This is a genomic window from Carnobacterium divergens DSM 20623 (genome assembly GCF_000744255.1).
Classification (GTDB): Bacteria; Bacillota; Bacilli; order Lactobacillales; family Carnobacteriaceae; genus Carnobacterium; species Carnobacterium divergens.
Window position 1 is genome coordinate 1,471,410 of the sequence record NZ_JQLO01000001.1, and the last position, 25,870, is coordinate 1,497,279.

Here is a 25,870-nt window from a genome sequence, read left to right on the forward strand (position 1 = left end):
AACGTCCTTTTGTTGGATATTTTTAATAAATTCCTTTTTTATTTAAATTACTCTATTTTATTATCCGCAATTTAAATTTATATCATCAAAAAACCATTAGATTTTTTCATCCAATGGTTTTTGTTTACTTATTTAAATTTTATCTGCGTCAAAAACAATGCCTGCATCGTCTCTAAGTTTTTTCAGCACTTCATTCACTTGTTGACTTAGCAATAACCACGATTGATAAAGCTCTTGATTTTTTTTATCTTCTGGATGATTCAATACTTTAGCAAAGGCTTTTGCTTCATCTACCATTGGATTTTCTTGAGGGGGTGTTGCTAGTTCTTGACGTGTCGCTGTTTTACGGTCAATAACTTCAATTGACGAAATGGCGTTTACTCCATCCATAAGAATGGTTTGATTAAGTGTGTAGATTTCTGAAGGTAAGTACGAATCAACCATTTTACCTGTTAAGAGTGTCACATCGAAACCTGGATATCTTAAAATCATGGTTCCCATTCCGTCAACTTCCGTTGCGATTTTTTGTGCAAAATAATGACAGCTTATCGGCATCCCAAACCAACCAATTGCAGCATACACACCATACACACCTAAATCAGATAAAGCACCCCCTGAAAAGTGTGGTGAAAAAATATTGGGTTCTTGTCCTTCTAGCACTTGATCATAGCGAGAAGAGTATTTCATATAAGTAAAGGTTGCCCCTTTGATATCATCTATTTTCGTTAATTCTTCTTTTACAATTGCAAAATTTTGTTCGTGGATATGTCTTGCTGCTTCTAAGAGAAATACATCGTTTTCTTCGGCTACTTGTTTAGCAGCATGCCATTCTGTTGGATTTGAAAACATCGGCTTTTCAACGATTACATGTTTTTTTGCTTTCATTAATGTCAACGCTTGTTGAAAATGTAGGCTATTTGGCGAAGCAATATAAACAACATCAATTCCTGGATGGTTTGCAAAATCTTCTAATTTTGTCTCAAAAATAGTGGCTCCATAAGGTTTTCCAAAAGTTTCAGCTTGTTCCTTTTTTCGTGAATAAACAGCCACTAGCTGGTACTCTTTTGTTTCAATGGCAGCATCAATAAATTGATTCGTAATCCAGTTTGTTCCAATAATTCCTAAATTTAACATTGCTTCACGTCCTCAATTAGTTTCATCGTCCTATTAAATCAATTTAGTTTAAAAGGAATCGACTTATTTATTGTAATCGTTTTAGGGGTCACCTGACAAGTATAAGCTATTGTATTAACACCAGTTTTTAATGCGTTTTCCATTGCTTCTTGAAGCGCTGGCTGCATCTTTCGATTAATTGTTGCAGATTCTACTCCTTCCATTTGAACAATAAAACAAACACATCCATAGAATCCTACTTTCACGGCATGAATTAGTTCATTAACGTGTTTTAATCCTCTTAAAGTTGGAGCATCTGGAAATGACACTTGGTTATTTTTTTCTAGGGTCATTCCTTTTACTTCAATAAATCCTTTTTCAGATTTATCGGTTTCAAAATAAAAATCAAATTTTGAATTTTGATACACAACTTCTCTTTTTAAGGTTTGAATGATTCCTTTAACCCCTGGCAACTGCATTTTTCCAGTCAATAAGCTTTCCTCAACTATTTCATTAGGAACTTGACTGTCAATATTTATCAGTCTATTTCCTTTTAAAACCGAAATTAAGTCATAATCTGTTTTTCTCGTTTTAGAGGGAACATAATTTAGGTATACCGTCACTCCTGGTATGAGCAATTCTTTGCATCGTCCAGTGTTTTTAACGTGTGTTACAATCTCTTTTCCTGCAACTTGGCAGATAGCAATAAAACGATTTGGTCGTTCGATAAAGGTTCCTTTCACAATCTCTCGATACTCTACCATAAAACACCTCATCTATTTTAATTTAGTCTGTTTTTTTCTATACTAAAAAATCGAAAAGCTAAAAAGAAATTCTCTTAGCCTTTCGATTTTATTTTAACCCATCTCATTAAGGATATCCATGTCTTCATCTGATAATTCAAAATCAAAAATCGCTGCATTTTCAATTAATCGTTCTTTATGGGTTGTTTTAGGGATAGGAATAACGTCTCTTTGAATATTCCATCGTAATACCACCTGTGAAACTGTTTTATTGTGTCTATTCGCAATTTTCAATAATTTATTTTCAGTAGTTAATTTGCCTCTTTTTAATGGTGAGTAAGCCATTGAGACAATGTTTTTACTCTCACAAAATTCATGTAGCTCTTCTTGACTATGACCGGGGTAAATTTCATATTGATTGACCGTCGGTTTTATTTTAGCTGATTTTAATAAGGGTGTTAAATCACCCCGGGTAAAGTTTGCTACTCCTAGCGCTCTTACTCGTCCAGCTTCCACTAAAGTTTCCATCGCTTGCCAGGTATCTAAATTAACATCATCTGATTCATTTGGCCAGTGAATCAATAATAGATCGATATATTCTAATTCAAGTCGTTTAAAGCTTGCTTCAAATGCTTTCACTGTATTATCAAAACCCATTTCATTTTTCCAAATTTTCGTCACAACAAAAAGTTCTTCTCTTGAAATGCCTGCATTGATTGCTCGATTGATACCTCGGCCAACTCCGACTTCATTATTGTACATCGTCGCTGTATCGATCAAGCGATAGCCATTCATAATTGCCGTAAAAACAACTTCTTCTACTTCGTTGTCGTCCATACCGTATGTTCCTAATCCTATACCTGGAATCGTTAACCCGTTTTTCAAAGGCAATCTGTCTAATAAACTTACTACCATTCGTATCACGCTCCTTTATAGATTAAGTTAAGTGTAACGAATTTAAAGAGTGAATTCAAAGAATAACCCTTATACTAAAGTAGCCTAGTCAAACCTATTTTAGTGTGTCTGCTAAATAGGAAGTGCGCTAAGGATTACCATTAACAGACATAAAAAAATCATACTAATAGTAAATTTTTTGTATAACATCAATAGAGCAATATATTCACGAATTAGTGCTGTTGGTAAAAAATAGAGCGCCGTTGGAGCTCCAACTCCTTCTGCCTTTAATTGGGCTTTTCTAGCATACAGTGCACCTCTTAAAACATGATAATTATTAGTTGAAAAGAGAATTTTTGGATTTTCTTTATCATTTTTCCAATCTTCGAAAATTATTTTTTTAGAAAATTTCATATTCTCATAGGTTGTCGTTGAAGCATCTTCAACCAAAATTTTTTCTTCTGGGATTTGTTGAGATAGTAAGTACTTCTTCATAGCAAACGCTTCTGATACTGGCTCATCTGCTCCTTGCCCACCGCTCACAACTATTTTACTAGAACTATTTTTAACGTAATATTCAATGGCTTTATCCAACCGACTTTTTAGTAAGGGGGGAACTTCTTCACTTTTTATTCCTGAACCCAGAACAATAATATAATCAATTTGTTTTTTTATAGGAATCATTTGATACATCCAAGAATAAAATAAATAACAAATAAAGAAAAAAGAAATCAACAGATCACTTAAGATCAAAAATAAAATTGCTGAAAAAAGAACTAAATGTATTTCACCTGATCCGATAGTTATTAAATAAAAAAAAGCAGGTACAACAATCAATAAATTCAATCCTAATAACGCTGAAAGTTTTGCAGTTACACTACGCCCTTCCTTAGTATTCATAATATGTGTATTAACAATAAAGAAAATACTGACACCTAAAAATAATACCGGAAATAGTAAATAAACAATCATTAGAACAATAAATGAACCTTTGTTAGACACTTCACCTATTTGAACTAATAGTAATGACAACAAAGTTAGCGTAAGAAAAATACTTCCAAATGCTACACTCATTCCTCCAAAAAAACTGCGACGCTCTCTTAATAAAACCACCATACCTATTATAATAAAACAACTTGCTAAAATAACGAACTCCATACTTCATCTCCTCTATAACAATTTGCATTTCTCTATTAATAGTTTATTAAATCTACACTTAGTATAATAGATTAATTTTCCACTTGCATCTGATTTGCTTTTAAAGATTCTGAATTAACTTGCTAAAAAAAAGTAAATAAAAAAAACCAAAAATTCTTTTGGTTTTTTTAGATTAGATTCAAGTATGATTAGACATCAGAAAATAATGTTTATTGATTTTTTTCAATTTCTTCTAAAGCTTTTTTAGGAACTTCGCTTTTTGAAACTTCTTCCCATGAAAGGACACCTTTTTTAGGGTGAACTTTAGCTTTCAAGTAAGCATTTTTCTTTAATGGGCGATCGAATCCTCCATTAAAAGATAATTTTTGTAATTCTCCATCTTCGTTGTAAAATTTTTGATTATAAGAATAGTTAATGCTTTCTCGATCTTGATCATCCTTTTGAATAAATTTATGACCGTCAGTTATGATTTGTGTGTAATATTCTTTACCAGTATATTCTTTTTGATAAAAAAATCCTGCTGCAACAGCTACTACTAAAATAATTAATGCAATTCCTTTTTTCATCTTAATCCCTCTTTTCTTTCTTACATTATCTCTTTTTGAAAGAAAAAAGTCCTTTTAATGAACTTACAATTTAGTCTATCAACCTTACAGTTTAGTCATATCAGTTGAGTGTCACAACAACTAGCTCTGGTCGATTATTGATTCTAAATGGAAACGTCGAATTTCCTATACCTCGACTAATCACTAATCGTTTACTTTTTAATTGTGAGTGATAATGAATGCCTTCTGAAAAAGTTGGGTATTTTCCTTGTCCAGGAGCGTATAGTCCCCCAATAAAAGGTACTCTTACTTGTCCTCCATGTGCATGTCCGCTAAAGGTAATATCTGGAGATTTAACTTGATCCAAATGATAGCTTTCAAAAAATTCAGGATGATGCGCTAATAAAATTTTGGGTTGTTCTAGCATTCCTTCACTCAATTCAATTCCACTTAAAATAGGAGTTGATTGCAACTTAAAATTCTCTTTTTCAGATAACCCCATTATAACAAGGCCTGCATTGCTAATTTGCAACCATTCAGCTTCATCAATTAGAACTCGAACTCCTTGTGAACTGAGAATATCTTCCCACTCCTGTAAGTGTCCACTTGATACATCATGATTTCCAGTGACGGCATAGGTTGGTGCGATTGCTACTAATTCACTCGCTATTCGAGATAATTCCAATTTTGGAAACTCTTCTACTCGGATGTCTACTAAATCACCCGTTAAAAGAATTAAAGCTGGTTTGGCTTCCCTTACTTTTGTAACCAATTTATCCAAAGAAACATTGTGTCTTGGAATGTGTAAATCAGATAAATGAACAATCTTTGTTTTTTTAAGACTTGTTGCTAGGTAAGGAATCGCAATATTATACTGTGTAATTTTAATCCAATGATTCTGACTATATAAATAGAGTCCCACTCCTATCAAAATAACGATACCTAAAATTAAATAATTCATAAAATAGCCTCCATACCCTTTCTTTTCCTATTGTCCAAATTTTTCAAATTGATCTTTGTCACCATTAAATACCGCTAAATCTAGGCTTTTTTGTTTAATACTGCCCTTTGATAAATCGCCTTCTTCTGTGTATTCCCAGAACTTCCAAGGAATATTCTCTTCTTTACTTGGTTTATTTTTTGTATCAACTAACCAAATATCAGATTCTACAAATTCATTTTTTATAAATTTTTGATAGACATTAGCATCCACACATAAAATTAAGTTCTGTCCTTTTTCATCCATAACAACTTGAATAAATGCCTTTAATTCCTTGACAACACTTTCTTTTTCAGGTGGATTTTGCTTGTATTGATCGTACAATTCAACCATCACAACTGAAGGTAAGTCGCCTTTTTGAGTGGAAACAACTTGATTAAAATGACTACCTTGTGTTGCTCCAGGGCTATCAAAACTAAAATAGTGACTAGCACCTCTTCTTAGTGACGTTCCTTGGATTCTCTCCCAATTAATTGCAAATTGGTCATCTGTGTAATTGCTTCCCTCTGTAGCTTTAATATACGCAAAAGACAGTTGATTGCTTTCAATTCCTTGCCAATCTAAGTAGCCATCCTCTTGTGACACTTGGATGCCTTTGACCGGAAATGACTTTGTATCTTCTTTGAAAAGTGACCAATTTGATTCTTTAGCGACAAATAAACTAATTGCCATACTAACTAGCAAAATGACACCAATGATTGCCGTTAACTTAATTTTATTTATTTTAGGATCTTTTTGCAGATAATAGATCGTCAAAACCTCCTAGTCTTATTTATCACTAAATACGAGATTGCTTTTCGTCTAGTTTATCATAATTTACAATATTTGGGTGTTTTTCTTTTTCAAAAACAAAAAAATAGAAACTTACTATAGTAAGTTTCTAGTCTTTTTAATTTTAGCTTATTCTACCCCATATGCAATACGTTTTACATTTAATAGGTGATGCGCTGTGACATTGTCTGTGGTGCTACTCCCACCCATTGCTCCACATCCTAAAGTCATTGACGGTGCTAGGTTCGTTGTTGCGCCTATTGCACCTAATGCTCCTAGTGTATTTACTAATATTCGCGATGCTTGCATTTCTAATCCATACTGTTCAGCTTTCAATTCATTTGTTGTATGAATTACAGCTGTATGACCCATTCCCTCATTTTCAAGTAATGCTTTACAAGTAGCTACTCCTGTTTCAAATGAAGAGACTGTGTAAAGTCCTAAAATAGGTGTCAGTTTCTCTCTTGAATAAGGATTATTTTTGCTAATTTCTGTTTGTTCTGAAATTAAAACTTTTGTTCCAGCAGGTACCGAAATACCTATTAAATCCGCCACTGCTTCTGCACTTTTTCCAGCTATCTCAGGATTTAAAGCGCCTGTTTCTCGTAAAATAAATTTACTTACTTTTTCAGATTCTTCTAAATTCATAAAGTAAACCTGTTTTTCTTTTAGTTTTGCTACAACTTCTGCTTTAATAGATTCTTCAACAACAATAGCCTGTTCTGATGCGCAGATAACACCGTTATCAAATGATTTACTACTAACAATCGCCTCAATCGCCTCTTCAATATTTGCTGAAGATTCAATAAATGCTGGTACATTGCCTGGTCCTACACCGATTGCGGGAGTCCCTGAACTATAGGCTGCTGTTACCATTGCTTTTCCACCTGTTGCTAAAATTAAGGCTACATTTTTATGTTTCATTAAGTCTTCTGTTGCAATAAGTGTTGGCTGTGTAATGACTTGAACCAAACCTGCTGGAGCACCAGCTTCAATTGCTGCTTTATCAATAATTTCTGCTGTCATTAAAATAGACTTTAACGCTTTTGGATGGGGTGAAAAAATAATAGCATTTCTAGTTTTTAATGCAATCATCGCTTTGAAGATAACCGTTGATGTTGGATTTGTTGATGGGATCAATCCAGCTACTATTCCTAATGGTATGCCAATTTCAATAATTTTATCTTGTTCACGACGATTGATTATGCCTACTGTGGGAAGATCTTTAATACTGTTATAGACTTGCTCGCTTGCAAAGGTATTTTTTATTATTTTATCAGGTACATTCCCAAATCCTGTTTCTTCATTTGCTGAAATCGCTAATTTTTCTGCATTTTTCAATGTATTTTGATAAATTGATTCAATAATTTTATCTACTTGTTCCTGTGTATAATCTGCAAATTTTTCTTGTGCTGTTTTAGCATTCGCTACTAACTCTTCTACTTCATTGAATGATTGATAGTTTGTCATTTAAATCGCTCCCTCGCTTTTATTAAAAACGCTTACAACATAAGTTTAGTTTATTTTAACCTATTTGTTAGGGAATATTTTGAGATGTTTTTGGAAAAAATTTACCTTTCGACTTATTTATTTTTTCACAAAGAAAGATACTTGAAACCTTATTGAATTAAAGGTATCATATAATAACAAGGGAAATTTCACAAATGTGACTACATACTAAATATTATATTAAAGGAGTTGGTAAAATGTGTCGTTTATTAATCGTTAGTGATGACTTATCTGAAAGAAGGGCTATTCGAAAATTAATTGAAGAAACCTTTATGAATATTAAAATACTGCCTGATGCAACAACAGAAGAAGAAGCTCTTAAGATTTCAGACCGTTTTCTCCCTGAAATGATGCTATTAGATATGGATACCATTTTTTTAGATGGATTTTCGTTAGAAAGAAAACTTTCTCAGCAGTTACCAAATTTAAAAACCATTATTTTTACAAAAAAAAATGACTTTGAAACTGTCCATCATGCGTTACGTTGTGGCTTCTTAGATTATTTAGTTAAACCAATTGATTTGGATGAATTGAAGTTTGCAATCGATCGTTCAGTTAAATCCCTTAATCAAGTATCTTTAATGGATATTTTAAATAATAAGCCTTCAAATTTAGCTAAAGAACAAGTCAATATGATGTTAGATTATATTCATGACCATTTTGATGAAGAAATTAATTTAACGACGTTATCAGATGTCATGCATTTAAACCGGCATTATGTTAGTCGCTTTTTTAAAGAAGCTGTTGGAATGAATTTTATTGATTATTTAACCAATTATCGAATCGAAAAAGCGAAGCAGCTATTGATGAAAACAGATGATTCTATCACTGAAATTGCTGGTACAGTAGGATACCTTGATGCGACTTACTTTAGTAAATTATTTAAGAAAAAAGCGGGCTTTTCACCTTACCAATATCGTAAAAAATTGCAGGGTGAGTGTCTTCCAACAAGTATATAAATAAAAAAGGTACTTTCCTAAAAATAGGAGAGTACCTTTTTACGAGTTTATTTTTTGACAAGTAATGTTACGCTCTCAACATGGTGAGTTTGAGGGAATAGGTCAACTGGTTGAATTTTTTCAACACTGTAGCCACCTTCGTTTAGCAACGCTAAATCTCTTGCTAATGTTGCTGGGTTACAACTTACATAAATCATTTTTGTCGGTTGCATTTTTACAACAGCTTCGATAAAGCTTGGTTCTAATCCTTTACGTGGTGGATCGACAACTACAAGATCAGCTTTCATATCTTCGTCGCTCCATTGAAGCATTACTTCTTCAGCCAATCCTGTTTCAAACGTCACATTATCGATTTCGTTGATTTCAGCATTGTTTTTCGCATTTTCAACAGCTGCTTCAATCATTTCAATTCCGTAAACTTGTTTTGCAGCTTTAGCTAATGAAAGAGAAATTGTTCCAATTCCACAATAAGCATCAATAACGGTTTCTTCTCCAGTTAGTTCTGCATAATCTAAAACAGTTTGGTATAGTTTTTCTGTTTGCGTTGGATTCACTTGATAGAATGAACGAGCTGAGATTTCAAAAGTATTTCCTAACAATGAATCACGGTAATTATCGCGACCCCATAAGACAATATTTTCGTCTCCCATAATCGTATTTGTACGTGTTGGATTAACATTTTGCACAATACTGACTACTTCTGGTAAAGCTTCCGTAATAGCAGGTAAAATTTTACTTGTTGGGAATAATTTTGGTGTTCTTGTTACTAAAATAATCATCATTTCACCGGTATAATAACCACGACGGACGATAATGTGACGTAGGTTCCCAGTATTTGGGCCTTCGTTGTATGGTTTCACATTAAATTCACGCATAATATCGCGCACAACCAGAATCGCTTTATCAATTTTAGGGTCTTGAATTTTAAAGTTTTCCATTGGAATAACGTCGTGGCTATTTTTACGGAAGAAACCTGTTGTTAATTTGTCATCAATTTTACGTACTGGAATTTGAGCTTTATTGCGGTAGCCCCATGGTTCAGCCATTCCGATTGTTTCAAAAACAGGTACTTCTGGTAATTTAGCAATTCGTTGCATCACATTGCGCACTTGTTGACGTTTAAAGTCAAGTTGTGCTGGGTACGACATGTGTTGCAATGGAGTAATTCCAACGCGTGTGTAGTTTTCGTCTTGTAATTCAACACGATTTTGACTTGAAGTTAGACGTTTCATTGCTTTTGCAAAACCAAATGATTTTCCTGTTTTATGAATCTTAACTTCCATTTCTTCTCCTGGAAGTGCATTTTCAATAAATAGTGGGTATCCTTCGATTTTGGCAACACCCATTCCTTCGTGTGTTAAATCTTCAACCTTAACTGTGTATTTCTCATTCTTTTTAACTGGTATTTCTTTATTTGCTTTCATAAAAAGCTCCCTTCGTTGGTACCATCTATCTGTAAAATTTGGTTCGTGAATTAAGTGACATGTTCGAATTCTCAACATAAAAATTTGCTGTCCTTTTAGAGTATCTCACAAAAGGACAGCAAACTCAAAGCTCATTTATTGATTTTTAATTTTTTTCTTCAGATTCAGGCTTAGAAATGATGCCATCGCCATTAATATCTTCATCTGTCAATCCTTCAACTTCTTTGATAAAGGCTTCTTCAGCATCTTCAAAAGCCTCATCTTCTGCTGTTACAGCATCATTTGGAATTGCATCCACATCGCCAAACATTTCAATATGCTGAATTAAATTAGTGAAGGTCATTGGGGCATCTCCACCATATTCTCCATCTAAATTAATCATCATTTTTGAATCATCTAGTGGTTGGGCTTTAACCATCTTGGTTTTTGTGTACAGTACTTTAGGATGGTCAATGTGTTTTCCACCATTTAGCATTAACGCGATTAAGTGTAGCAATTCTACAACATTGGCTGTTTTTACAACAATTAGTGAAAAATAACCATCATCTAAATGGGCATCTGGTGCGATTTGTTCAAAACCGCCAACAGAATTGGTTAGTCCTAGTAGAAACATGGAGGCCTTTCCTTCAAAAACCCCTTCATCATACTCGATTTTCATTGGAATTGGTTTGATTCTTGGCAACATTTCTGCGCCTTTTACTAAATAAGCTAAATAGCCAAAAACTGATTTTAATTGGGATGGAACGTCATAGGTCAGTTCCGTTAAGTAACCGCCACCTGCAATGTTGATAAAATAGGTGTCATTTGCTTTTCCAATGTCCATTTTCACCGTTTGTTTCTTTGTGATAACTCTAGCAGCTGCAACTACATCATTTCTAGGAATATGAAGTGCTCGTGCGTAATCATTTGTGGTTCCCGCCGGAATAATGGCCATTTTCGGACGGTTTTCAAGTCCAGCAATGCCATTAACCACTTCATTGATCGTTCCATCGCCACCAGCTGCTACAATCAATTCAAAGCCATCCTTTGCTGCTCGTTCAGCTTCATTTCTGGCAGAATTAGGCTCTGGCGTCGTGGCATAAGCACTTGTTTCATAACCCTCAGCTTCAAGAATTTGTAAGATGTCGACTAAATTTTTCTTTAAGACTTCTCTTCCTGAAGTTGGATTGTAAATGACTCTTGCTCTCATATAAATCCTCCTCATGGAAAGTTTCCTCTCCAATATAACTTCTATCGTTTACTTAATTCTTGATTTAACAATTGGTTCACAACGCCTGGATTCGCTTGTCCTTTTGTCGCTTTCATGATTTGGCCTACTAAGAAACCAACTGCACGATCTTTCCCATTTTTGAAATCTTCAATTGATTGTGCGTTGTTATCTAAGACTTCATTTATCATTGGCAATAGTTGTGCTGGATCTGATAGTTGGACTAACCCCTTAGCTTCAACGACTTTCTTCGCATCTCCACCGTTTAGGATTAATTCACGGAAAACTTTTTTCGCAATTTTAGAACTAATTGTTCCATCAGCGATTAACGTAATCATACCTGCTAAGTTGGAAGGTGTTAATTTTGTATCGGCTAATTCAAGTCTTTCGCTGTTTAAATAGGCAGAAACTTCACCCATCAACCAGTTAGACGCTTGTTTTGCATCTGCATTTTCTGCTAATGTTGCTTCAAAGAAATCAGACATTTCTTTTGTTAACGTTAGTACCATAGCGTCATATTCAGGTAAACCAAGCTCTTCGACATAACGTTTGCGACGAGATGCTGGCATTTCTGGAATGGCATTTTTAACGCGTTCAATCCACTCGTCATCAATGACGAAATTAGGAAGATCTGGTTCTGGGAAATAACGGTAATCACTTGAACCTTCTTTAACACGCATTAAAATTGTTTCGCCTGTTGTTTCATCAAAGCGGCGTGTTTCTTGTTGGATGATGCCACCTGATAAGAGCACACGTGCTTGACGAATTTCTTCGTGAGCTAAGCCACGTTTAACAAAATTAAATGAGTTTAAGTTTTTAAGTTCTGCTTTTGTTCCAAATTGTTCTTGGCCAATTGGACGAAGTGAAATATTGGCATCACAACGCATTGAGCCTTCTTCCATTTTCACATCACTGACACCTGTAAATTGTACGATTTGTTTTAACGCTTCTAAATACGCGTATGCTTCTTCTGGTGAGCGCATGTCTGCTTCTGATACAATCTCGATTAAAGGTGTTCCTTGACGGTTTAAATCAACATATGAATAACCATCTGTTCCATGGTTGTTTTTACCAGCATCTTCTTCCAAATGAACACGTTCAATTCTGATTTTCTTTTTAACGCCGTCTACTTCAATTTCAATCCAGCCATCATAGCCGATGGGTTTATCAAATTGAGAAATTTGGTAGGCTTTGGGATTATCGGGATAAAAATAGTTTTTACGATCAAATTTTGTGTCTTTAGCAATTTTACAGTTTAAAGCTAACGCAGCTTGCATCCCAAAATCGATGGCTTGCTGATTGACTACAGGCAATACGCCTGGGTATCCCCAGTCAATCACATTGGTATTCGTATTTGGTTCTGCTCCAAAATGAGCAGGGGATGGCGAAAACATTTTAGATTCTGTTTTTAATTCTACATGGACCTCTAGTCCGATTACTGTTTCAAAGTTCATCTGGTTTTCTCCTCCTACAAGTTTGGTTTTTCTTTATGAAATTCAGTTGCTTGTTCAAATGCGTAAGCAGCTTGATAAATCGTTGCTTCATCAAAATGTTTTCCAATCAGTTGCAACCCAATTGGCAAGCCATTTGAAAAACCACAAGGAATTGAAATCGCTGGTACACCGGCTAAGTTAACTGGAACGGTTAAGATATCGTTCATATACATCGTTAATGGGTCGTCCATGTTTTCGTCTAAATTAAAGGCAGTTGTCGGCGTTGTAGGACCTAAGATTAGATCGTAGTCATTGAAGACTTTTTCAAAATCTTGTTTGATCAATGTACGAACTTGGCCTGCTTTTTTGAAATAAGCGTCATAATAGCCTGAGCTTAGTGAGAAGGTTCCAAGCATGATACGACGTTTTACTTCCATTCCAAAGCCTTCTGAGCGGCTCATTACATATAGATCATCTAATGATTTTGCTTCTGGCGAACGGTAACCGTAACGTATGCCGTCAAAGCGTTGCAAGTTTGATGAAGCTTCACTTGATGCAATGATATAATACACGGCAATCCCATATTTTGAATGCGGTAAGCTAACTTCTTCAACCGTTGCACCTAATTTTTTATAGGTTTCAATTGCTTCAAGAACAGCGTTTTTAACGTCCTCAGCTACACCTTCTTGTAAATATTCTTTTGGAACACCAATCTTCATGCCTTTGATGTCTTGGTTTAATTTAGCTGTAAAATCCGGTACTTCTGTTTTAGCGCTCATTGAATCGTTGGCATCATATCCACTGATTCCATTTAGCACGTAGGCATTGTCTTTTACTGTACGTGTAAATGGTCCAATTTGATCTAAACTTGAAGCAAAAGCAATCAAACCAAAGCGCGAAATACGACCATAAGTTGGTTTCATTCCAACAATACCCGTAAAGGCTGCTGGTTGACGAATACTTCCACCGGTATCACTACCAAGTGAAATTGGAACTTGTCCAGCCGCAACGGCTGCTGCTGATCCACCTGAAGAGCCACCAGGAACTTTTGTTAAATCCCATGGGTTTTTGGTTTGTTTAAAGTAAGACGTTTCTGTACTTCCGCCCATTGCAAATTCATCCATGTTTAATTTTCCAACTGGAATCATGTCTGATTCATATACTTTATTCATAACCGTTGCATCATAAATTGGAATAAAATCTTCCAACATTTTACTTGCTGCAGTTGTTTTGATATCTTTTGTAACAATATTATCTTTAATTCCGATTGGCATTGCTGCTAAAACATTGGATTCGTCAATGCCTTTTTCGTCTAGTTTTTTAGCTAACGCTAACGCTTCTTCTTTACTGACTGTAATAAAAGCGCCTACTTTATCTTCCGTTGCTTCGATACGGTCAAAGGTAGCGTTCATTAAATCTACGGCAGTAATCTCTTTTGAAATCAATAAGTCATGTAATTCGGTTAAGTCTTTCTCTAATAAACTCATGCTCCAGCCTCCCCGTTATCCATAATTGCTGGAACTTGAATTAGTCCATCTTTTTCTGTTTTTACATTTTTAAAGAGCTCTTTACGATCTGTTCCTTCAGTTGCAACGTCAGAACGCATTACATTTACTGTTTCTAGTGCATGTGTTGTGATGGGTACGCCAGTTGTATCGATGGCTTCAAGTTGTTCAACCATTCCAATGATTTGATCCATTTGCTCTGTAAAATGAGCAATCTCACTATCTTTAAATGCTAGCTTCGATAGCTTAGCAACGTGTTTTACTTCTGATTCAGTAATTGCCAATTTTATTCAACCCTCTTTCTTCTTTTCTTTATTCCAAATTGGAAACTCAGTTCCTATTCTATCATAAACCGCTTAAGGGCACTATCTTATTTACAAAAAAAGTGAAGTAAAGTAGGAAACTTTACTTCAACTTCTGCTATTTTTAAGATAATTAATCGAAAACATGAGATTGAAATTCTTTTTCCCCACTATCCCGATTTAAGAAGGCTTCCATTCCATCAATTGAATTAATCGAGATTTCAATTGGAATATTCGGCGGTAAATATTTTGATGCATTGTCTGACACGTGTTGTGTTAAGGCAATGATTTCAGACTGACCGTAAAATTGAGTCGTTACGGTTGCCTTCATTTTAATCAATTGATCTCCACTGTATGTCGCTTCTGCGGTAACACCATTTAAATTTGGGAAGAAGCTTTGAACTTGAGATTTAAAGTTTTCAAAACTCGTTGTCTCATTACTGGTTTCGCCATCTGTTCTTGGGAATATCACTTTCTTTTCGTTAATGTCTTTCCAGTTAGCAACAGTTGCAGCGCCATCTTTGCTAACGCCTTCGCTAAAGAAAACACCGCCAGCTAAACTATCTTTAGGCGTTTGTTCAAAAAGACCTACTGTAATTGGAATATTTCCTAAGCCTTCCATTTTACGCAAACGTGCAACAATTTCATTTGCCATTTTCTTTCCTTCAGCTTCTAAGTTAGCTCGTTGGATGTCGGTTTTAAATTCTGCTCCGTATTGTACTTTTTGGTAATAATCGACACTATTTAATGCTAAGCCAATACTTATACCTGCTAATTTAAAATTATCGCCATCTTTTACCATGTAATTTTGTTCTAAAATTTGGCTTAAATATTTAGGTGCACGCTTATCTGGTTCAAGTTCCCCATTATCTACTGGATTCAATCCTTCAGGATCACTCACTGTTAAATCAGGTTCTGGATTATCGCCTGAGCTACGTTTTATCCACTTAGAAATTGTTTCCGCATCTAGTTGCTGTCCTTCTTGAAAATAGTAAGTGTCCGTTGGGAATTCTGAATGAGACAGATTCATTAAACCTGTTTCAAATGCCTTGATGTTGTATCCTGAGTTTAAACTTAAACTAACCCCTCTTGATTGACTCACTTTGTATTGCCCATCATTAATGACGTTTCGATAATAGTCCTTAGATAATTGACTAGTAGTTGCTTTCGCTTTTTCACTTGTTGAAGTATCTGTTGTTGTCGTTTGATTGTTTCCTGTAACGTCACCACATGCGGTTAAAAGCAATCCACATGACGCTGCTAACACTATTAATTTTCGTTTCATCAAGTTATTCCTCTCCTTCCAGTTGTTCTAGTAATTGATCTTCATTCCAAACCGTAATTTCTAACTTTTCAGCTTTTGCTAGTTTACTACCCGCATCCGATCCTGCTACGACAATATCCGTTTTTTTCGATACGCTTCCCGTTACATTTCCACCAAGATTTTCAATTCGAACTTTGGCTTCTTCTCGAGTGAAATGCGTTAGCTTTCCAGTTAAGACAATCGTTTTCCCATTAAATACTGAATCACTTTGTACGACTTCGTTTTTTTTCTTTCCTAAGTAATCTAAATTCACTTGCAAAGTTGCTAATTCGTTTATCAATTCCGTTACTTCAGGTAATGAAAAATAAGTTTGAAGACTTTCTGCAATAATGTCACCTATTCCATCGATTGCTAAAATTTCTTCTTTCGTTGCTTGACGGATTCCAGTCATTGAGCCGAACTCTTCTGCTACCAATTTAGCAGCCTTAGCACCAACATGTCGAATCCCTAAGCCGAATAATAAGCGCTCAACTGAATTGCTTCGACTATTATCGATCGCCGCCAATAGATTATTAGCTGATTTTTCTTTAATTTTATCTAGTGTAAGCAGTTCTTCAAATGTGAGTTTATACAAATCTGCTACATCGTGTACAAGGTCTTTTTCGTACATTTGAATGATGACTTTATTGCCTAGACCATCGATGTTCATTGCATTTCTTGAAACAAAATGAGACAGGCCTTCCGTAATTTGAGCAGGGCATTTTGGGTTCATACAACGCAGTGCGACTTCTTCTTCTAAGTGAACCAATTCACTGTCACAAGCGGGACAATGGGTTGGGATTTGGTAAGGTTCACTTGTCTTTTCACGTTTATCAAGGACTACTCTCGTTACTTCTGGAATAATATCTCCTGCTTTATGAATAACAACTGTGTCGAGTAAACGAATGTCGCGCTCTTTAATTAAGTCTACATTGTGTAAGCTTGCTCGTTGCACCGTTGTACCAGCTAAACGAACGGGGTCCATGATAGCTGTTGGTGTTACAACTCCTGTTCGACCCACCGTCCATTCAATTTCTCTTACAATCGTCTGAGCTTCTTCTGCTGGAAATTTATACGCAATAGCCCAGCGGGGTGCTTTAACTGTGAAACCTAGTTTTTCTTGTGTTGAAAAACGGTTGACTTTGATTACAATTCCATCAATTTCATAAGGTAATTCGCTTCTTTTTTCATGAAACGCTTCGACATACTGACACACTTCTTCTATTGATTGACACAACTTGCGTTCATGATTTGTTTTGATTCCTAATTCGTCTAATTGATTTAAAGCTTCTTCTTGACTAGTCGCTGTCAATTCACCAAAGTCAGTTACTGTGTATAAAAAAGTACTCAGATTACGCTTAGCCGCTATTTTAGGGTCTAACTGGCGCAAACTACCTGCTGCCGCATTTCTTGGATTAGCAAAAACATCTTCGCCATTTTCTTCTCGTTCTTTATTTAATTTTAAAAATGAAGACTTTGGCATATAGCATTCGCCACGAACTTCAATTGAATAAGGTTTTTTTAAGCGGAGTGGGACTGATTTCACCGTTCTGATATTCTGCGTAATATCTTCGCCAACTGTTCCATCTCCTCTTGTAGCTGCTTGAACTAGTTTTCCTTCTTCATATTTCAACGACACTGCCAGTCCATCAATCTTTAACTCGCAAATGTATTCAACCTCTCCTTCAACCAATTTTTTAATTCGTTGATCAAAATCAAGCAAATCGTTTTTATTGAAGGCATTGCCTAAACTTAGCATTGGAATTTCATGAACTACTTTTGTAAAGCCTGGTAAAACAGTGCCACCCACTCGTTGGGTTGGGGAATCTCCAGTTACTAAATCGGGAAATTCCGTTTCAAGTTCAACTAAACGGTGATAAAGTTTATCGTATTCATGATCCTCAATGGAGGGGTTATCTTTTACATAGTATTCATAACTATATTGTTCTAATTTAGTTCTTAATTGAAAAACTTCTTCTTTGGCTTGATCAAATGAATACTTTTCAGTCATTTAAGACCCCTCTTTTCTTAATTTTAAGCTTTTTCGATTGGTGCAAAGGCTGCTAATAAACGTTTAATTCCTTGTTCAGGAAAAGCAATATCTAATTCTAAATTATTCGCGTCACCGCTGACTTTAACAACTGTTCCTGTTCCCCATTTTTTATGAAGTGCTTTGTCGCCAACAGACCAACCTAATTTTTCCGCGCCGCTTTCTGTTTTGCTTGAAACAGGCGATTGGTAAATACTACTTGTGGCTTTGGTAGCTTGCATTCGACTAACTGGACTGCCGCTACTTCTAAAGGGTGTATTCCCAGTAAATTGGTTACCAGACTCTAAAGCTTCTTCGCTAATTTCAGCGATAAAACGAGAAGCTGCATTGGCTTGCGTGCGTCCATACAACATCCGTGAATAAGCATTTGTAATATATAATTTTTGTTCCGCACGAGTAATCCCAACATAGGCTAAACGACGTTCTTCTTCTAATTCATTCTCCTCCATCAACGCTCTTGAAAGAGGAAAGACACCTTCTTCCACACCTATCAAGAAGACGATGGGAAATTCAAGACCTTTTGCTGCGTGAAGAGTCATTAGGGTTACTTCACTGGTTTGTTCTTCTTCTAGATTATCTAAATCAGAAACAAGTGCTAGATCCGTTAAGAAGGTTAATAAACTTTTGTCTTCCGAACTATCTTTTTCAAATTGCTGCGTTACAGATAGAAATTCTTGAATATTTTCAATTCGAGTTTCAGATTCTAAGGTTTGTTCTGCTTTTAAGGCTTTTAAATAACCACTGCGTTTTAAAACTTCTTCAACTAATTCTGTTACTGGCAGGTATTCTTGCATTTGTCTTAAGTCTTTCATCATAAAACCAAATGCTTCCAATTCCCCTGCAGCTTTTCCAGCAATTGGTGTAATGCTCACATTAAGAGCTGTTTCAAGCATTGACCAACCATATTGATTTGAAGCTGTTCTTAATTTATCAACGGTTCCTGGACCAATTCCTCGTTTTGGAACATTTACAACCCGTTCAAAGCTCATATTGTCTTCCGGATTTGCAATTAATCTTAGATAAGCTAAAACATCCCGAATTTCTTTGCGATCATAGAATTTATGTCCGCCGACCATTTTATAGGGAATATTGGATTTCAACAGGTTTTCCTCAATAACACGGGACTGTGCATTCGTACGGTACAACACGGCAAAATCGCCATATGCTAAACCACGTTCGCGCATTTCTTCTTGCATTTTTGACACAATGTAACGAGATTCATCGTGTTCGGATTGACCTCGATAATAGGTAATTTTTTCTCCATCATCATTGTCTGTCCATAATTTTTTCTTTTTACGATTGCTATTATTGCCAATCACATCATTAGCCGCTTTAAGAATCATTTTAGTTGATCGGTAATTTTGCTCTAGTAAAACAACCTCTGCGTCAGCATAATCTTTTTCAAAATTCAAGATATTTTCCATATTTGCACCACGCCAGCCATAGATACTTTGATCGGCATCTCCCACGACACAAAGGTTTTTAAACCGTTTCGCTAATAAATTAACAAGTGTGTATTGTGCATGGTTGGTATCTTGATACTCATCCACATGAATGTAATGAAATTTATTTTGATAATAATCTAACGTTTCGGGGCTATCTTGGAATAGTCGAATTGTTAGCATAATTAAATCATCAAAATCTACTGCTTGATTGCGACGTAGCTCTTTTTGATAATCATCATAGCAATCGGCGACTATTTTTTCAAAAGGACTGCTTGCAGTTTCACGGTAATCATTGGGTGTCATCAACTCATTTTTTGCATTGCTGATTTGACTTAAAATTGCACGAGGATCATATTTTTTTGGATCAATATTACGTTCTTTTAAAATACGTTTCATCAAAGTTTGTTGCTCGCTTGGATCACTTATAGTGAAGGCTTTATTGTAACCGATTTTATCGATGTCACGACGTAGCATGCGGACACACATTGAGTGGAAAGTAGAAACCCAAACATCATTGCCTCCTGTTTTCATTAAACGAGCGACCCGTTCTTTCATTTCTTTAGCAGCTTTATTTGTAAATGTGATGGCTAAAATATTCCATGGATTTACTTGTTTTTCTTCAATTAAATACGCGATACGATGTGTCAACACGCGTGTTTTCCCACTACCAGCACCAGCCATAATCAAAAGAGGCCCTTCTGTGTGAATCACAGCTTCTTTTTGACGTGGATTCATTCCATTTAATAAATCATCTCTTAATACCAATTAATAACATCCTCCTATTTCAAGCAATTTCGTGAACGTTAGACGTTTTAAATCCATTGGATCGAATTTTCAAAAACTAGACACTATCTGCTCATTTTATACATTAGTCCATTATAGCAAAAAAACACGAAAACTTCTTTAAAAAAAGAATAAGAGTTTTCAAACTATCCAATAAAAAAGACGAAGCTTTTTTAGCAGCTCGTCCTTTCTTCCGTTACGTTTTTTCTACCTTTGTCAAAATCATTGATGTGAGCCAAGCCGTAATTGGAATAATCAAAATAGCACCAATTCCAATACAAAGAACAGATAAAACTTCCGCCATAAATACTTTGGAATTAATAATAGTTTCAAAAGAATAATAAATATCTTTAAACCAAAGAATAAGCGCTAGGTATCCTCCTACAAACGCAAAAAATAAGGTGTTAGTGGTGGTGCCTAAGATATCTTTTCCAACCGTCATACCTGATTTAAAAAGATTTTTTTTAGTCAACAATGGATTATGGAAGTAGATTTCGTTCATTGCAGAAGCAATTGAAATTGCTGTATCGGTAACTGCTCCAATCATTCCTAACAAAATGGTTGAAATCCCTACTTTTATAAAGTCAATTCCAATGTAGAATGAAAAAGTGCTTAGTTCTTCTACTTCTTCTTCACCAAATCCTTGGATTTTAGCAAACTCCATTAACCCGTAAACCAAGATGAATAAAATAAAAACCGTCATTAAAGTTGCCACAAAAGCTGTCTTTGTCTTTAAATTGACTTCATTAATGTAAAACAAATTGACACAGCTTACTAAAATACAGGCAATAAAGGTTAAGAATATCGGGTCTTTTTCATAGACCGTTAATAACATCATCATAAAAACAATGACAAAATTTAAAAATAAGGCAATAAAAGATTTAGTTCCCTTTTCTCCACCAATTATTCTCATTAAAACAAATAAAATAATAGCAAGACCCACTAGTACAGTCATTTGATCCCGCCTTTCTTATGGATGAAGTAAATAGAAATGTACAACCCAATTGGAATCGTCAAGACAATCCCAATACTTCCTGCTAAAGCTCGTGCTAGTTCTAACGATAAATTCATTGAAAGTGTGTAACCAATTGCGGCACCATTTTTTAAATACAGTAAGACCATTGGAACTGCCCCACTAATATATGCAAAAAACAGTACATTTGTCATGGCCCCCATAATATCCTTGCCAATCTCCATCCCTGATTTCACAAGAGCGTCTTTAGAAATCTCTTTATTTTTAGTAACCAACTCCTGTACTGTTGATGCCATAATAATAGCTACATCCATTACTGCACCTAACGAACCAATCAATACTCCTGCTAAAAAAACTTTTCGAGGTGCACGAGTTAAAAATTGCATTTCTTCGTATCTTAACCCTCGATCACCAAGTAGGTTCATCACTCCGTAAGCAATGAAAAAGGAAATAAACGTTCCAATTAACGTGGAAATAATTGCGGCATAGGTTTTCCTGTTGTTTCCACTGACTAAAAAGAGTGAAATCACCGTAAACAGTACAACCATTCCCATTGAAATAATCAGTAAATTGCCATTTTCAGAACGAATATAATAATCAAGTACAATTGATAAAATCACAATGTTTAGAATCAAACTAATAATTGAAAAAACGCCACTTTTTTTTCCAACAAATAAAGCAGATAGTAGGAAAATCCATCCGACAATTAACAAATATTGATCTCGCTTAACACCGTCAATAGAGCCTTCCAAAGGTGTTTTTGATTTTTTTGAAATGGAGACAAAAAGTTCATCTCCAACTCGGTATTTTTCATCATGAGCCCCTGATAAAGAATACTCATTTTTCAATAAAATTTTATCGCCTTGATGTGCGCCATTTTTTACAATCCCTGTCAATTCTTGCGTTGTGACCAGATCTTTATTATGTGTTGCATCCGTTGTCTCAACTGACTTTACAACGGTATTTTTTGTTATTTTCACAACCGTCTGTTGATATAAATGCGCATTATGCGTTACAAAAAACCACGACAAAAGGACACTCAAAAAAAGAATACCTACCAAAAAAATTGTTTTATTATTTTTCAAACAATCGCCTCTCTCATTCAAACAAAATAACCACAATCTCTATAGTAGCATTGCGGTTACAAAAAAATTCATATAATAGAAAATTCTTAGTTAAATTTTAATCATTTAAAACACTTAGTACTAACTGATTAACTGCGATTCGGACTTGTTTTCTAGCCAGTCCAAATTGTTTTTTTCTTAGAAGATCTACAATTAGAGAATAGTGATGAATTTTTTTAGGAATATTTTTTTTCAATATATAGGCTAATTCAGAGTCTTTTTGTTGGTGAAGACTACGAATCGTATCCATAACACTACTCATCATGTAATCATTTTTCCCGCTTTGTAAAAACACACGAATCAGTTGACGCTCTTTTTCGTCATATAACTGAACGTCACCTTGTTCAATACAGGCGATCATCTGATTCAATAAACAATCTAATTTAGGAAAGTCAAGTTGAATCTCTTTTAGTTCTATAAAATGAAGTTGATGAACAATCATCAATTCAATATACTCTAGTCGGTCAGCGTATTCTTTAAATTTAATTTTAGGTTCTGTTACCACTGCACCTTTATGAGGAATAATCGTTAAATAGCCCTCTTCTTGTAGCTTTAAAAAAGCATTTCGAATAGGCGTCCTACTAATTCCTAAACAAGTTGAAATCTTTTGTTCTGTGATATGCGTTTGTGGCAACCATTCTTTTGATTGAATCTGTTCCTTTAAATAATGATACGCAACTTTTTCTAAGTTTTTCGACCTAGGCATAATGAATTCCCACCAACTTCAGTATTTATTTCAATTCTGTTTCATTGCTTTTTTCCCGATATCCATTCGATAAAAGGTTCCTTCAGTATCCACTGCTTTCAATTGCTGATAAGCTTTATCTGCAGCTTCCTTTAAGGTATTACCTTGAGCTTCTATTAAATAGATTCTACCACCATTTGAAACTAAATTTCCAGTTTTATTTTTTTTGACTCCTGCATAATAAACTTGTACCTCTTCAAGTTTCGTTAAATCAGGTAGTATTATTTCTTTTTGATAGGCTTCTGGATACCCATCACTTGCAATGACAATGCCAATATCATATCCTTTTTTTTGCCATTCAACAACTGGAACTTGATTATTTAATAAATCATCAATGAGTTGTGCAAAATCACTTGTTAAGCGATTTAAGACAACTTGCGTTTCTGGGTCTCCAAATCGAGCATTGAATTCAATTACCTTGACTCCCTTTTCAGAAGCAATAAGGCCTGCATATAAAATCCCAGTGAATTCTCTTTCTTCAGAACGCATTCCTTGTACGGCAGGTTTTAAAACTTTTTCAACAGCTTCTTCAATCATGCTCTCGGGGATTTGTGGAACAGGTGAATAGGCTCCCATCCCTCCTGTGTTAGGTCCTTTATCTCCTTCATAAGCTCGCTTGTGGTCTTGGGCAATCGGCATTGGATAAATTTTATTATTGCTTACAAACGCCAATAATGAGAATTCTTCGCCACTTAAAAATTCTTCAATGACTACTCGCTTTTCTGCTCCTGAAAATTTCCCATCTAACAACATATCTTTTAATGCTAACGTTGCGACATTCATATCTTCAGCAACTACGACCCCTTTTCCAGCTGCTAATCCGTCTGCCTTAATGACAATTGGCGTTCCTTTTTCTTCTACATAACATAAAGCTTGTTCATAATCTGTAAATGTTTGGTAAGCTGCTGTTGGAATTTGGTAAGTTGTCATTAGCTGTTTAGCAAAATCTTTTGAACCTTCAATTAAAGCTGCTTTTTTAGTTGGTCCAAATATTTTCAATCCTGCTGCAAGAAAATCATCCACAATTCCATTCATTAATGGCGTTTCTGGCCCCACAAAGGTCCAATTAATCCGTTCTTTTTTAGCGAACTCTATCAACGCTGCGTGATTGTTTTCTTCAATATCAACAAGCTGAATGCCGTCTTGTTGCATCCCTTCATTTCCTTTTGCGCAATAAACAGTTGATACTTTCGGGCTTGCTGCTAATTTTTTACATATCGCGTGTTCTCTTCCTCCACTACCAATTACAAGTACCTTCATTATTATCCCGCCTTTGATTGATTTTATAAGAATGCAAAAGCCTTTACTAAAACTAGTAAAGGCAGGTTTTATTAGTGTCTAAAATGTCTAACCTTTGTAAAGACCATTGTGACGCCATATTTATTTGCCATTTCAATTGATTCTTGATCTTTAATACTTCCGCCTGGCTGAATAATCGCTTCAATTCCATGTGTTGCCGCATATTCAACACTGTCACTCATTGGGAAGAACGCATCACTTGCTAGAACTGCTCCTTCTAATTTTCCAGCAGCCTGTTCTAACGCAATCTTAACAGATCCTACTCGGTTCATTTGGCCTGCACCAATCCCTAATGTATGGTGGTCATTTGCTACTACAATCGCATTGCTTTTCACATGTTTCATAACTTTCCATGCAAATTCCATTGCTTTTAATTCTTCAACTGTCGGTATTCTTTCCGTTACAACGTCCCATTCAGGAGCTTCTCCTAATAATAAATCTTGTTCTTGAATAAGTAGTCCACCTAGCACACTCACTTGTTCTGTACCTTTTACAACCGGCTGTTCAAAATTCAAGGTCATCAAACGGAGATTTTTTTTCTTGGTTAGACATGCTAAGGCTTCCTTCGTATAGCTTGGAGCAATAATAATTTCTAAGAAAATAGTGTGTAATTTTTCAGCTGTTGCAAGATCTACTTCGCGATTTAGCACAATAATCCCACCAAAAATGGAGACTTTATCTGCTTGATAGGCGTGTTCAAATGCTTCATAAATTGTTTCTCCAATTCCAACACCACATGGGTTCATATGTTTCACTGCTACCGCTACTGGTTCACTAAACTCTCTTGCAATTCGAATCGCAGCATCCGCATCTTTAATATTATTATAAGACAGTTCCTTGCCGTGAATTTGTTTTGCATTCGCAATTGAAAAATCAACCGTTAAAGGGTCTTCATAAAAACTAGCTTTTTGATGACTGTTTTCACCATAGCGAAGACTTTGCTTACGATCATAAGTAAATGTTACTTTTTCAGGCGCCTCTTCTCCAACTAAATCTGTTAGATAGTTCGCAATCAGTGCATCATAACTAGCAGTATGACGAAATACTTTGGCAGCTAAACGCTCTCTTGTTTTTAAAGTTGTTCCACCATTTTCTGTCAATTCGGCAATCACAAGAGCATAGTCAGCAGGATCTACTACAACAGTAACCGAGGCGTAATTTTTCGCTCCGCTTCTAAGCATACTAGGCCCACCAATATCAATATTTTCAATCGCATCTGCTGTCGTCACATCTTTTTTCAGAATGGTTTCTTTAAAGGGATAAAGATTTACACAAACGAAGTCAATTGGTTGAATGCCATACTCCTCCATTGCATTTGTATGACTCACTAAGTCTCTACGTCCTAGCAAACCACCATGAATTAACGGATGTAAGGTTTTAACTCTGCCATCCATCATTTCAGGGAAGTTGGTAACTTCCTCAATCCCAATCGTTGGAATTCCCGCCTCTACTAAAACTTGCTTTGTGCCACCTGTTGAAATAATCTCTACTTGATTTTCAACTAATGCTTTTGCAAATTCAACAATTCCTGCTTTATCTGACACACTGATTAACGCTCTTTTCATTTTGAAAAACGCCCCTTTAT

22 protein-coding genes are annotated in these 25,870 nt (G+C 35.3%); 1 reads left to right on the forward strand and 21 read right to left on the reverse strand.

Going from position 1 to position 25,870, the window contains the following annotated elements; all coding sequences use genetic code 11:
- Positions 1 to 132: 132 nt before the first annotated feature.
- The 8 genes from BR52_RS07180 to BR52_RS07215 form a co-directional block, all read right to left on the reverse strand.
- Positions 133 to 1,134, reverse strand: coding sequence for a Gfo/Idh/MocA family protein (locus BR52_RS07180; protein WP_034570842.1), 1,002 nt, complete (start codon positions 1,132 to 1,134; stop codon positions 133 to 135).
- 38 nt (positions 1,135 to 1,172) lie between these two features.
- Positions 1,173 to 1,877, reverse strand: coding sequence for a DNA/RNA nuclease SfsA (sfsA, locus tag BR52_RS07185; RefSeq protein WP_034570844.1), 705 nt, complete (start codon positions 1,875 to 1,877; stop codon positions 1,173 to 1,175).
- Between the two features lie 93 nt (positions 1,878 to 1,970).
- Entirely contained in the window at positions 1,971 to 2,771 is an 801-nt protein-coding gene (locus tag BR52_RS07190) for an aldo/keto reductase (protein ID WP_051915657.1), read from the reverse strand.
- 111 nt (positions 2,772 to 2,882) lie between these two features.
- The gene (locus BR52_RS07195) at positions 2,883 to 3,908 is read right to left on the reverse strand and encodes a YdcF family protein (protein ID WP_034570847.1); all 1,026 of its coding nucleotides are present in this window, start codon (positions 3,906 to 3,908) and stop codon (positions 2,883 to 2,885) included.
- A 209-nt stretch (positions 3,909 to 4,117) separates the two neighbouring features.
- A complete protein-coding gene (locus BR52_RS07200) occupies positions 4,118 to 4,474 on the reverse strand; it encodes a YxeA family protein (RefSeq protein ID WP_034570850.1) in 357 nt (118 codons plus the stop codon).
- A gap of 100 nt (positions 4,475 to 4,574) precedes the next feature.
- Entirely contained in the window at positions 4,575 to 5,414 is an 840-nt protein-coding gene (locus tag BR52_RS07205; RefSeq protein WP_034570853.1) for a metallophosphoesterase, read from the reverse strand.
- 27 nt (positions 5,415 to 5,441) lie between these two features.
- Positions 5,442 to 6,209: a GH25 family lysozyme gene (locus BR52_RS07210; protein WP_034570855.1), complete on the reverse strand. Its 768-nt coding sequence runs from the start codon at positions 6,207 to 6,209 to the stop codon at positions 5,442 to 5,444.
- A 144-nt stretch (positions 6,210 to 6,353) separates the two neighbouring features.
- Complete coding sequence (locus BR52_RS07215) at positions 6,354 to 7,694, reverse strand: acetaldehyde dehydrogenase (acetylating) (RefSeq protein WP_051915658.1); 1,341 nt, start codon at positions 7,692 to 7,694, stop codon at positions 6,354 to 6,356.
- Positions 7,695 to 7,930: 236 nt separating this feature from the next.
- On the opposite strand from BR52_RS07215, the gene BR52_RS07220 reads away from it, so the two are divergent.
- Complete coding sequence (locus BR52_RS07220) at positions 7,931 to 8,692, forward strand: response regulator transcription factor (RefSeq protein WP_034570857.1); 762 nt, start codon at positions 7,931 to 7,933, stop codon at positions 8,690 to 8,692.
- 47 nt (positions 8,693 to 8,739) lie between these two features.
- On the opposite strand, the gene rlmD is transcribed toward BR52_RS07220, so the two are convergent.
- From rlmD to purH, 13 genes are all read right to left on the reverse strand, one after another.
- A complete protein-coding gene (rlmD, locus tag BR52_RS07225; protein WP_034570862.1) occupies positions 8,740 to 10,116 on the reverse strand; it encodes a 23S rRNA (uracil(1939)-C(5))-methyltransferase RlmD in 1,377 nt (458 codons plus the stop codon).
- A gap of 145 nt (positions 10,117 to 10,261) precedes the next feature.
- On the reverse strand, positions 10,262 to 11,305 hold the full coding sequence (locus BR52_RS07230) for a diacylglycerol kinase (protein WP_034570864.1): 1,044 nt from the start codon (positions 11,303 to 11,305) through the stop codon (positions 10,262 to 10,264).
- A gap of 41 nt (positions 11,306 to 11,346) precedes the next feature.
- Positions 11,347 to 12,777 carry an Asp-tRNA(Asn)/Glu-tRNA(Gln) amidotransferase subunit GatB gene (gene gatB / locus BR52_RS07235; protein ID WP_034570867.1) on the reverse strand — a complete coding sequence of 477 codons (1,431 nt, stop codon included), beginning with the start codon at positions 12,775 to 12,777 and terminating at the stop codon, positions 11,347 to 11,349.
- A gap of 14 nt (positions 12,778 to 12,791) precedes the next feature.
- Positions 12,792 to 14,243 (reverse strand): Asp-tRNA(Asn)/Glu-tRNA(Gln) amidotransferase subunit GatA, encoded by a 1,452-nt coding sequence (gene gatA, locus BR52_RS07240; RefSeq protein WP_034570870.1) that lies wholly within the window; start codon positions 14,241 to 14,243, stop codon positions 12,792 to 12,794.
- On the reverse strand, positions 14,240 to 14,545 hold the full coding sequence (gatC, locus tag BR52_RS07245) for an Asp-tRNA(Asn)/Glu-tRNA(Gln) amidotransferase subunit GatC (protein WP_034570873.1): 306 nt from the start codon (positions 14,543 to 14,545) through the stop codon (positions 14,240 to 14,242). Before gatC ends, gatA begins: the two co-directional genes overlap by 4 nt.
- A gap of 151 nt (positions 14,546 to 14,696) precedes the next feature.
- The gene (locus BR52_RS07250; protein WP_034573634.1) at positions 14,697 to 15,848 is read right to left on the reverse strand and encodes a CamS family sex pheromone protein; all 1,152 of its coding nucleotides are present in this window, start codon (positions 15,846 to 15,848) and stop codon (positions 14,697 to 14,699) included.
- Positions 15,849 to 15,852: 4 nt separating this feature from the next.
- Positions 15,853 to 17,877: an NAD-dependent DNA ligase LigA gene (gene ligA / locus BR52_RS07255; RefSeq protein WP_034570876.1), complete on the reverse strand. Its 2,025-nt coding sequence runs from the start codon at positions 17,875 to 17,877 to the stop codon at positions 15,853 to 15,855.
- Between the two features lie 23 nt (positions 17,878 to 17,900).
- Positions 17,901 to 20,126 (reverse strand): DNA helicase PcrA, encoded by a 2,226-nt coding sequence (gene pcrA / locus BR52_RS07260; protein WP_034570878.1) that lies wholly within the window; start codon positions 20,124 to 20,126, stop codon positions 17,901 to 17,903.
- A 214-nt stretch (positions 20,127 to 20,340) separates the two neighbouring features.
- Positions 20,341 to 21,099 carry a YibE/F family protein gene (locus BR52_RS07265; protein ID WP_034570881.1) on the reverse strand — a complete coding sequence of 253 codons (759 nt, stop codon included), beginning with the start codon at positions 21,097 to 21,099 and terminating at the stop codon, positions 20,341 to 20,343.
- Complete coding sequence (locus BR52_RS07270; protein ID WP_115588697.1) at positions 21,096 to 22,148, reverse strand: YibE/F family protein; 1,053 nt, start codon at positions 22,146 to 22,148, stop codon at positions 21,096 to 21,098. Before BR52_RS07270 ends, BR52_RS07265 begins: the two co-directional genes overlap by 4 nt.
- 151 nt (positions 22,149 to 22,299) lie before the next feature.
- Positions 22,300 to 22,947 (reverse strand): GntR family transcriptional regulator, encoded by a 648-nt coding sequence (locus BR52_RS07275; protein ID WP_034570888.1) that lies wholly within the window; start codon positions 22,945 to 22,947, stop codon positions 22,300 to 22,302.
- 30 nt (positions 22,948 to 22,977) lie between these two features.
- Complete coding sequence (gene purD, locus BR52_RS07280; RefSeq protein WP_034570891.1) at positions 22,978 to 24,246, reverse strand: phosphoribosylamine--glycine ligase; 1,269 nt, start codon at positions 24,244 to 24,246, stop codon at positions 22,978 to 22,980.
- 71 nt (positions 24,247 to 24,317) lie between these two features.
- Positions 24,318 to 25,850 carry a bifunctional phosphoribosylaminoimidazolecarboxamide formyltransferase/IMP cyclohydrolase gene (gene purH, locus BR52_RS07285; protein ID WP_034570894.1) on the reverse strand — a complete coding sequence of 511 codons (1,533 nt, stop codon included), beginning with the start codon at positions 25,848 to 25,850 and terminating at the stop codon, positions 24,318 to 24,320.
- Positions 25,851 to 25,870 lie beyond the last annotated feature (20 nt).

Bases quoted from the DNA above. Each gene is read 5' to 3' on its own strand.
- BR52_RS07180 (WP_034570842.1), bottom strand. From the start codon at position 1,134: ATGTTAAATTTAGGAATTATTGGAACAAACTGGATTACGAATCAATTT.
- sfsA (WP_034570844.1), bottom strand. From the start codon at position 1,877: ATGGTAGAGTATCGAGAGATTGTGAAAGGAACCTTTATCGAACGACCA.
- BR52_RS07190 (WP_051915657.1), bottom strand. From the start codon at position 2,771: ATGGTAGTAAGTTTATTAGACAGATTGCCTTTGAAAAACGGGTTAACG.
- BR52_RS07195 (WP_034570847.1), bottom strand. From the start codon at position 3,908: ATGGAGTTCGTTATTTTAGCAAGTTGTTTTATTATAATAGGTATGGTG.
- BR52_RS07200 (WP_034570850.1), bottom strand. From the start codon at position 4,474: ATGAAAAAAGGAATTGCATTAATTATTTTAGTAGTAGCTGTTGCAGCA.
- BR52_RS07205 (WP_034570853.1), bottom strand. From the start codon at position 5,414: ATGAATTATTTAATTTTAGGTATCGTTATTTTGATAGGAGTGGGACTC.
- BR52_RS07215 (WP_051915658.1), bottom strand. From the start codon at position 7,694: ATGACAAACTATCAATCATTCAATGAAGTAGAAGAGTTAGTAGCGAAT.
- BR52_RS07220 (WP_034570857.1), top strand. From the start codon at position 7,931: ATGTGTCGTTTATTAATCGTTAGTGATGACTTATCTGAAAGAAGGGCT.
- rlmD (WP_034570862.1), bottom strand. From the start codon at position 10,116: ATGAAAGCAAATAAAGAAATACCAGTTAAAAAGAATGAGAAATACACA.
- BR52_RS07230 (WP_034570864.1), bottom strand. From the start codon at position 11,305: ATGAGAGCAAGAGTCATTTACAATCCAACTTCAGGAAGAGAAGTCTTA.
- gatB (WP_034570867.1), bottom strand. From the start codon at position 12,777: ATGAACTTTGAAACAGTAATCGGACTAGAGGTCCATGTAGAATTAAAA.
- gatA (WP_034570870.1), bottom strand. From the start codon at position 14,243: ATGAGTTTATTAGAGAAAGACTTAACCGAATTACATGACTTATTGATT.
- BR52_RS07250 (WP_034573634.1), bottom strand. From the start codon at position 15,848: ATGAAACGAAAATTAATAGTGTTAGCAGCGTCATGTGGATTGCTTTTA.
- ligA (WP_034570876.1), bottom strand. From the start codon at position 17,877: ATGACTGAAAAGTATTCATTTGATCAAGCCAAAGAAGAAGTTTTTCAA.
- BR52_RS07265 (WP_034570881.1), bottom strand. From the start codon at position 21,099: ATGACTGTACTAGTGGGTCTTGCTATTATTTTATTTGTTTTAATGAGA.
- BR52_RS07275 (WP_034570888.1), bottom strand. From the start codon at position 22,947: ATGCCTAGGTCGAAAAACTTAGAAAAAGTTGCGTATCATTATTTAAAG.
- purD (WP_034570891.1), bottom strand. From the start codon at position 24,246: ATGAAGGTACTTGTAATTGGTAGTGGAGGAAGAGAACACGCGATATGT.
- purH (WP_034570894.1), bottom strand. From the start codon at position 25,850: ATGAAAAGAGCGTTAATCAGTGTGTCAGATAAAGCAGGAATTGTTGAA.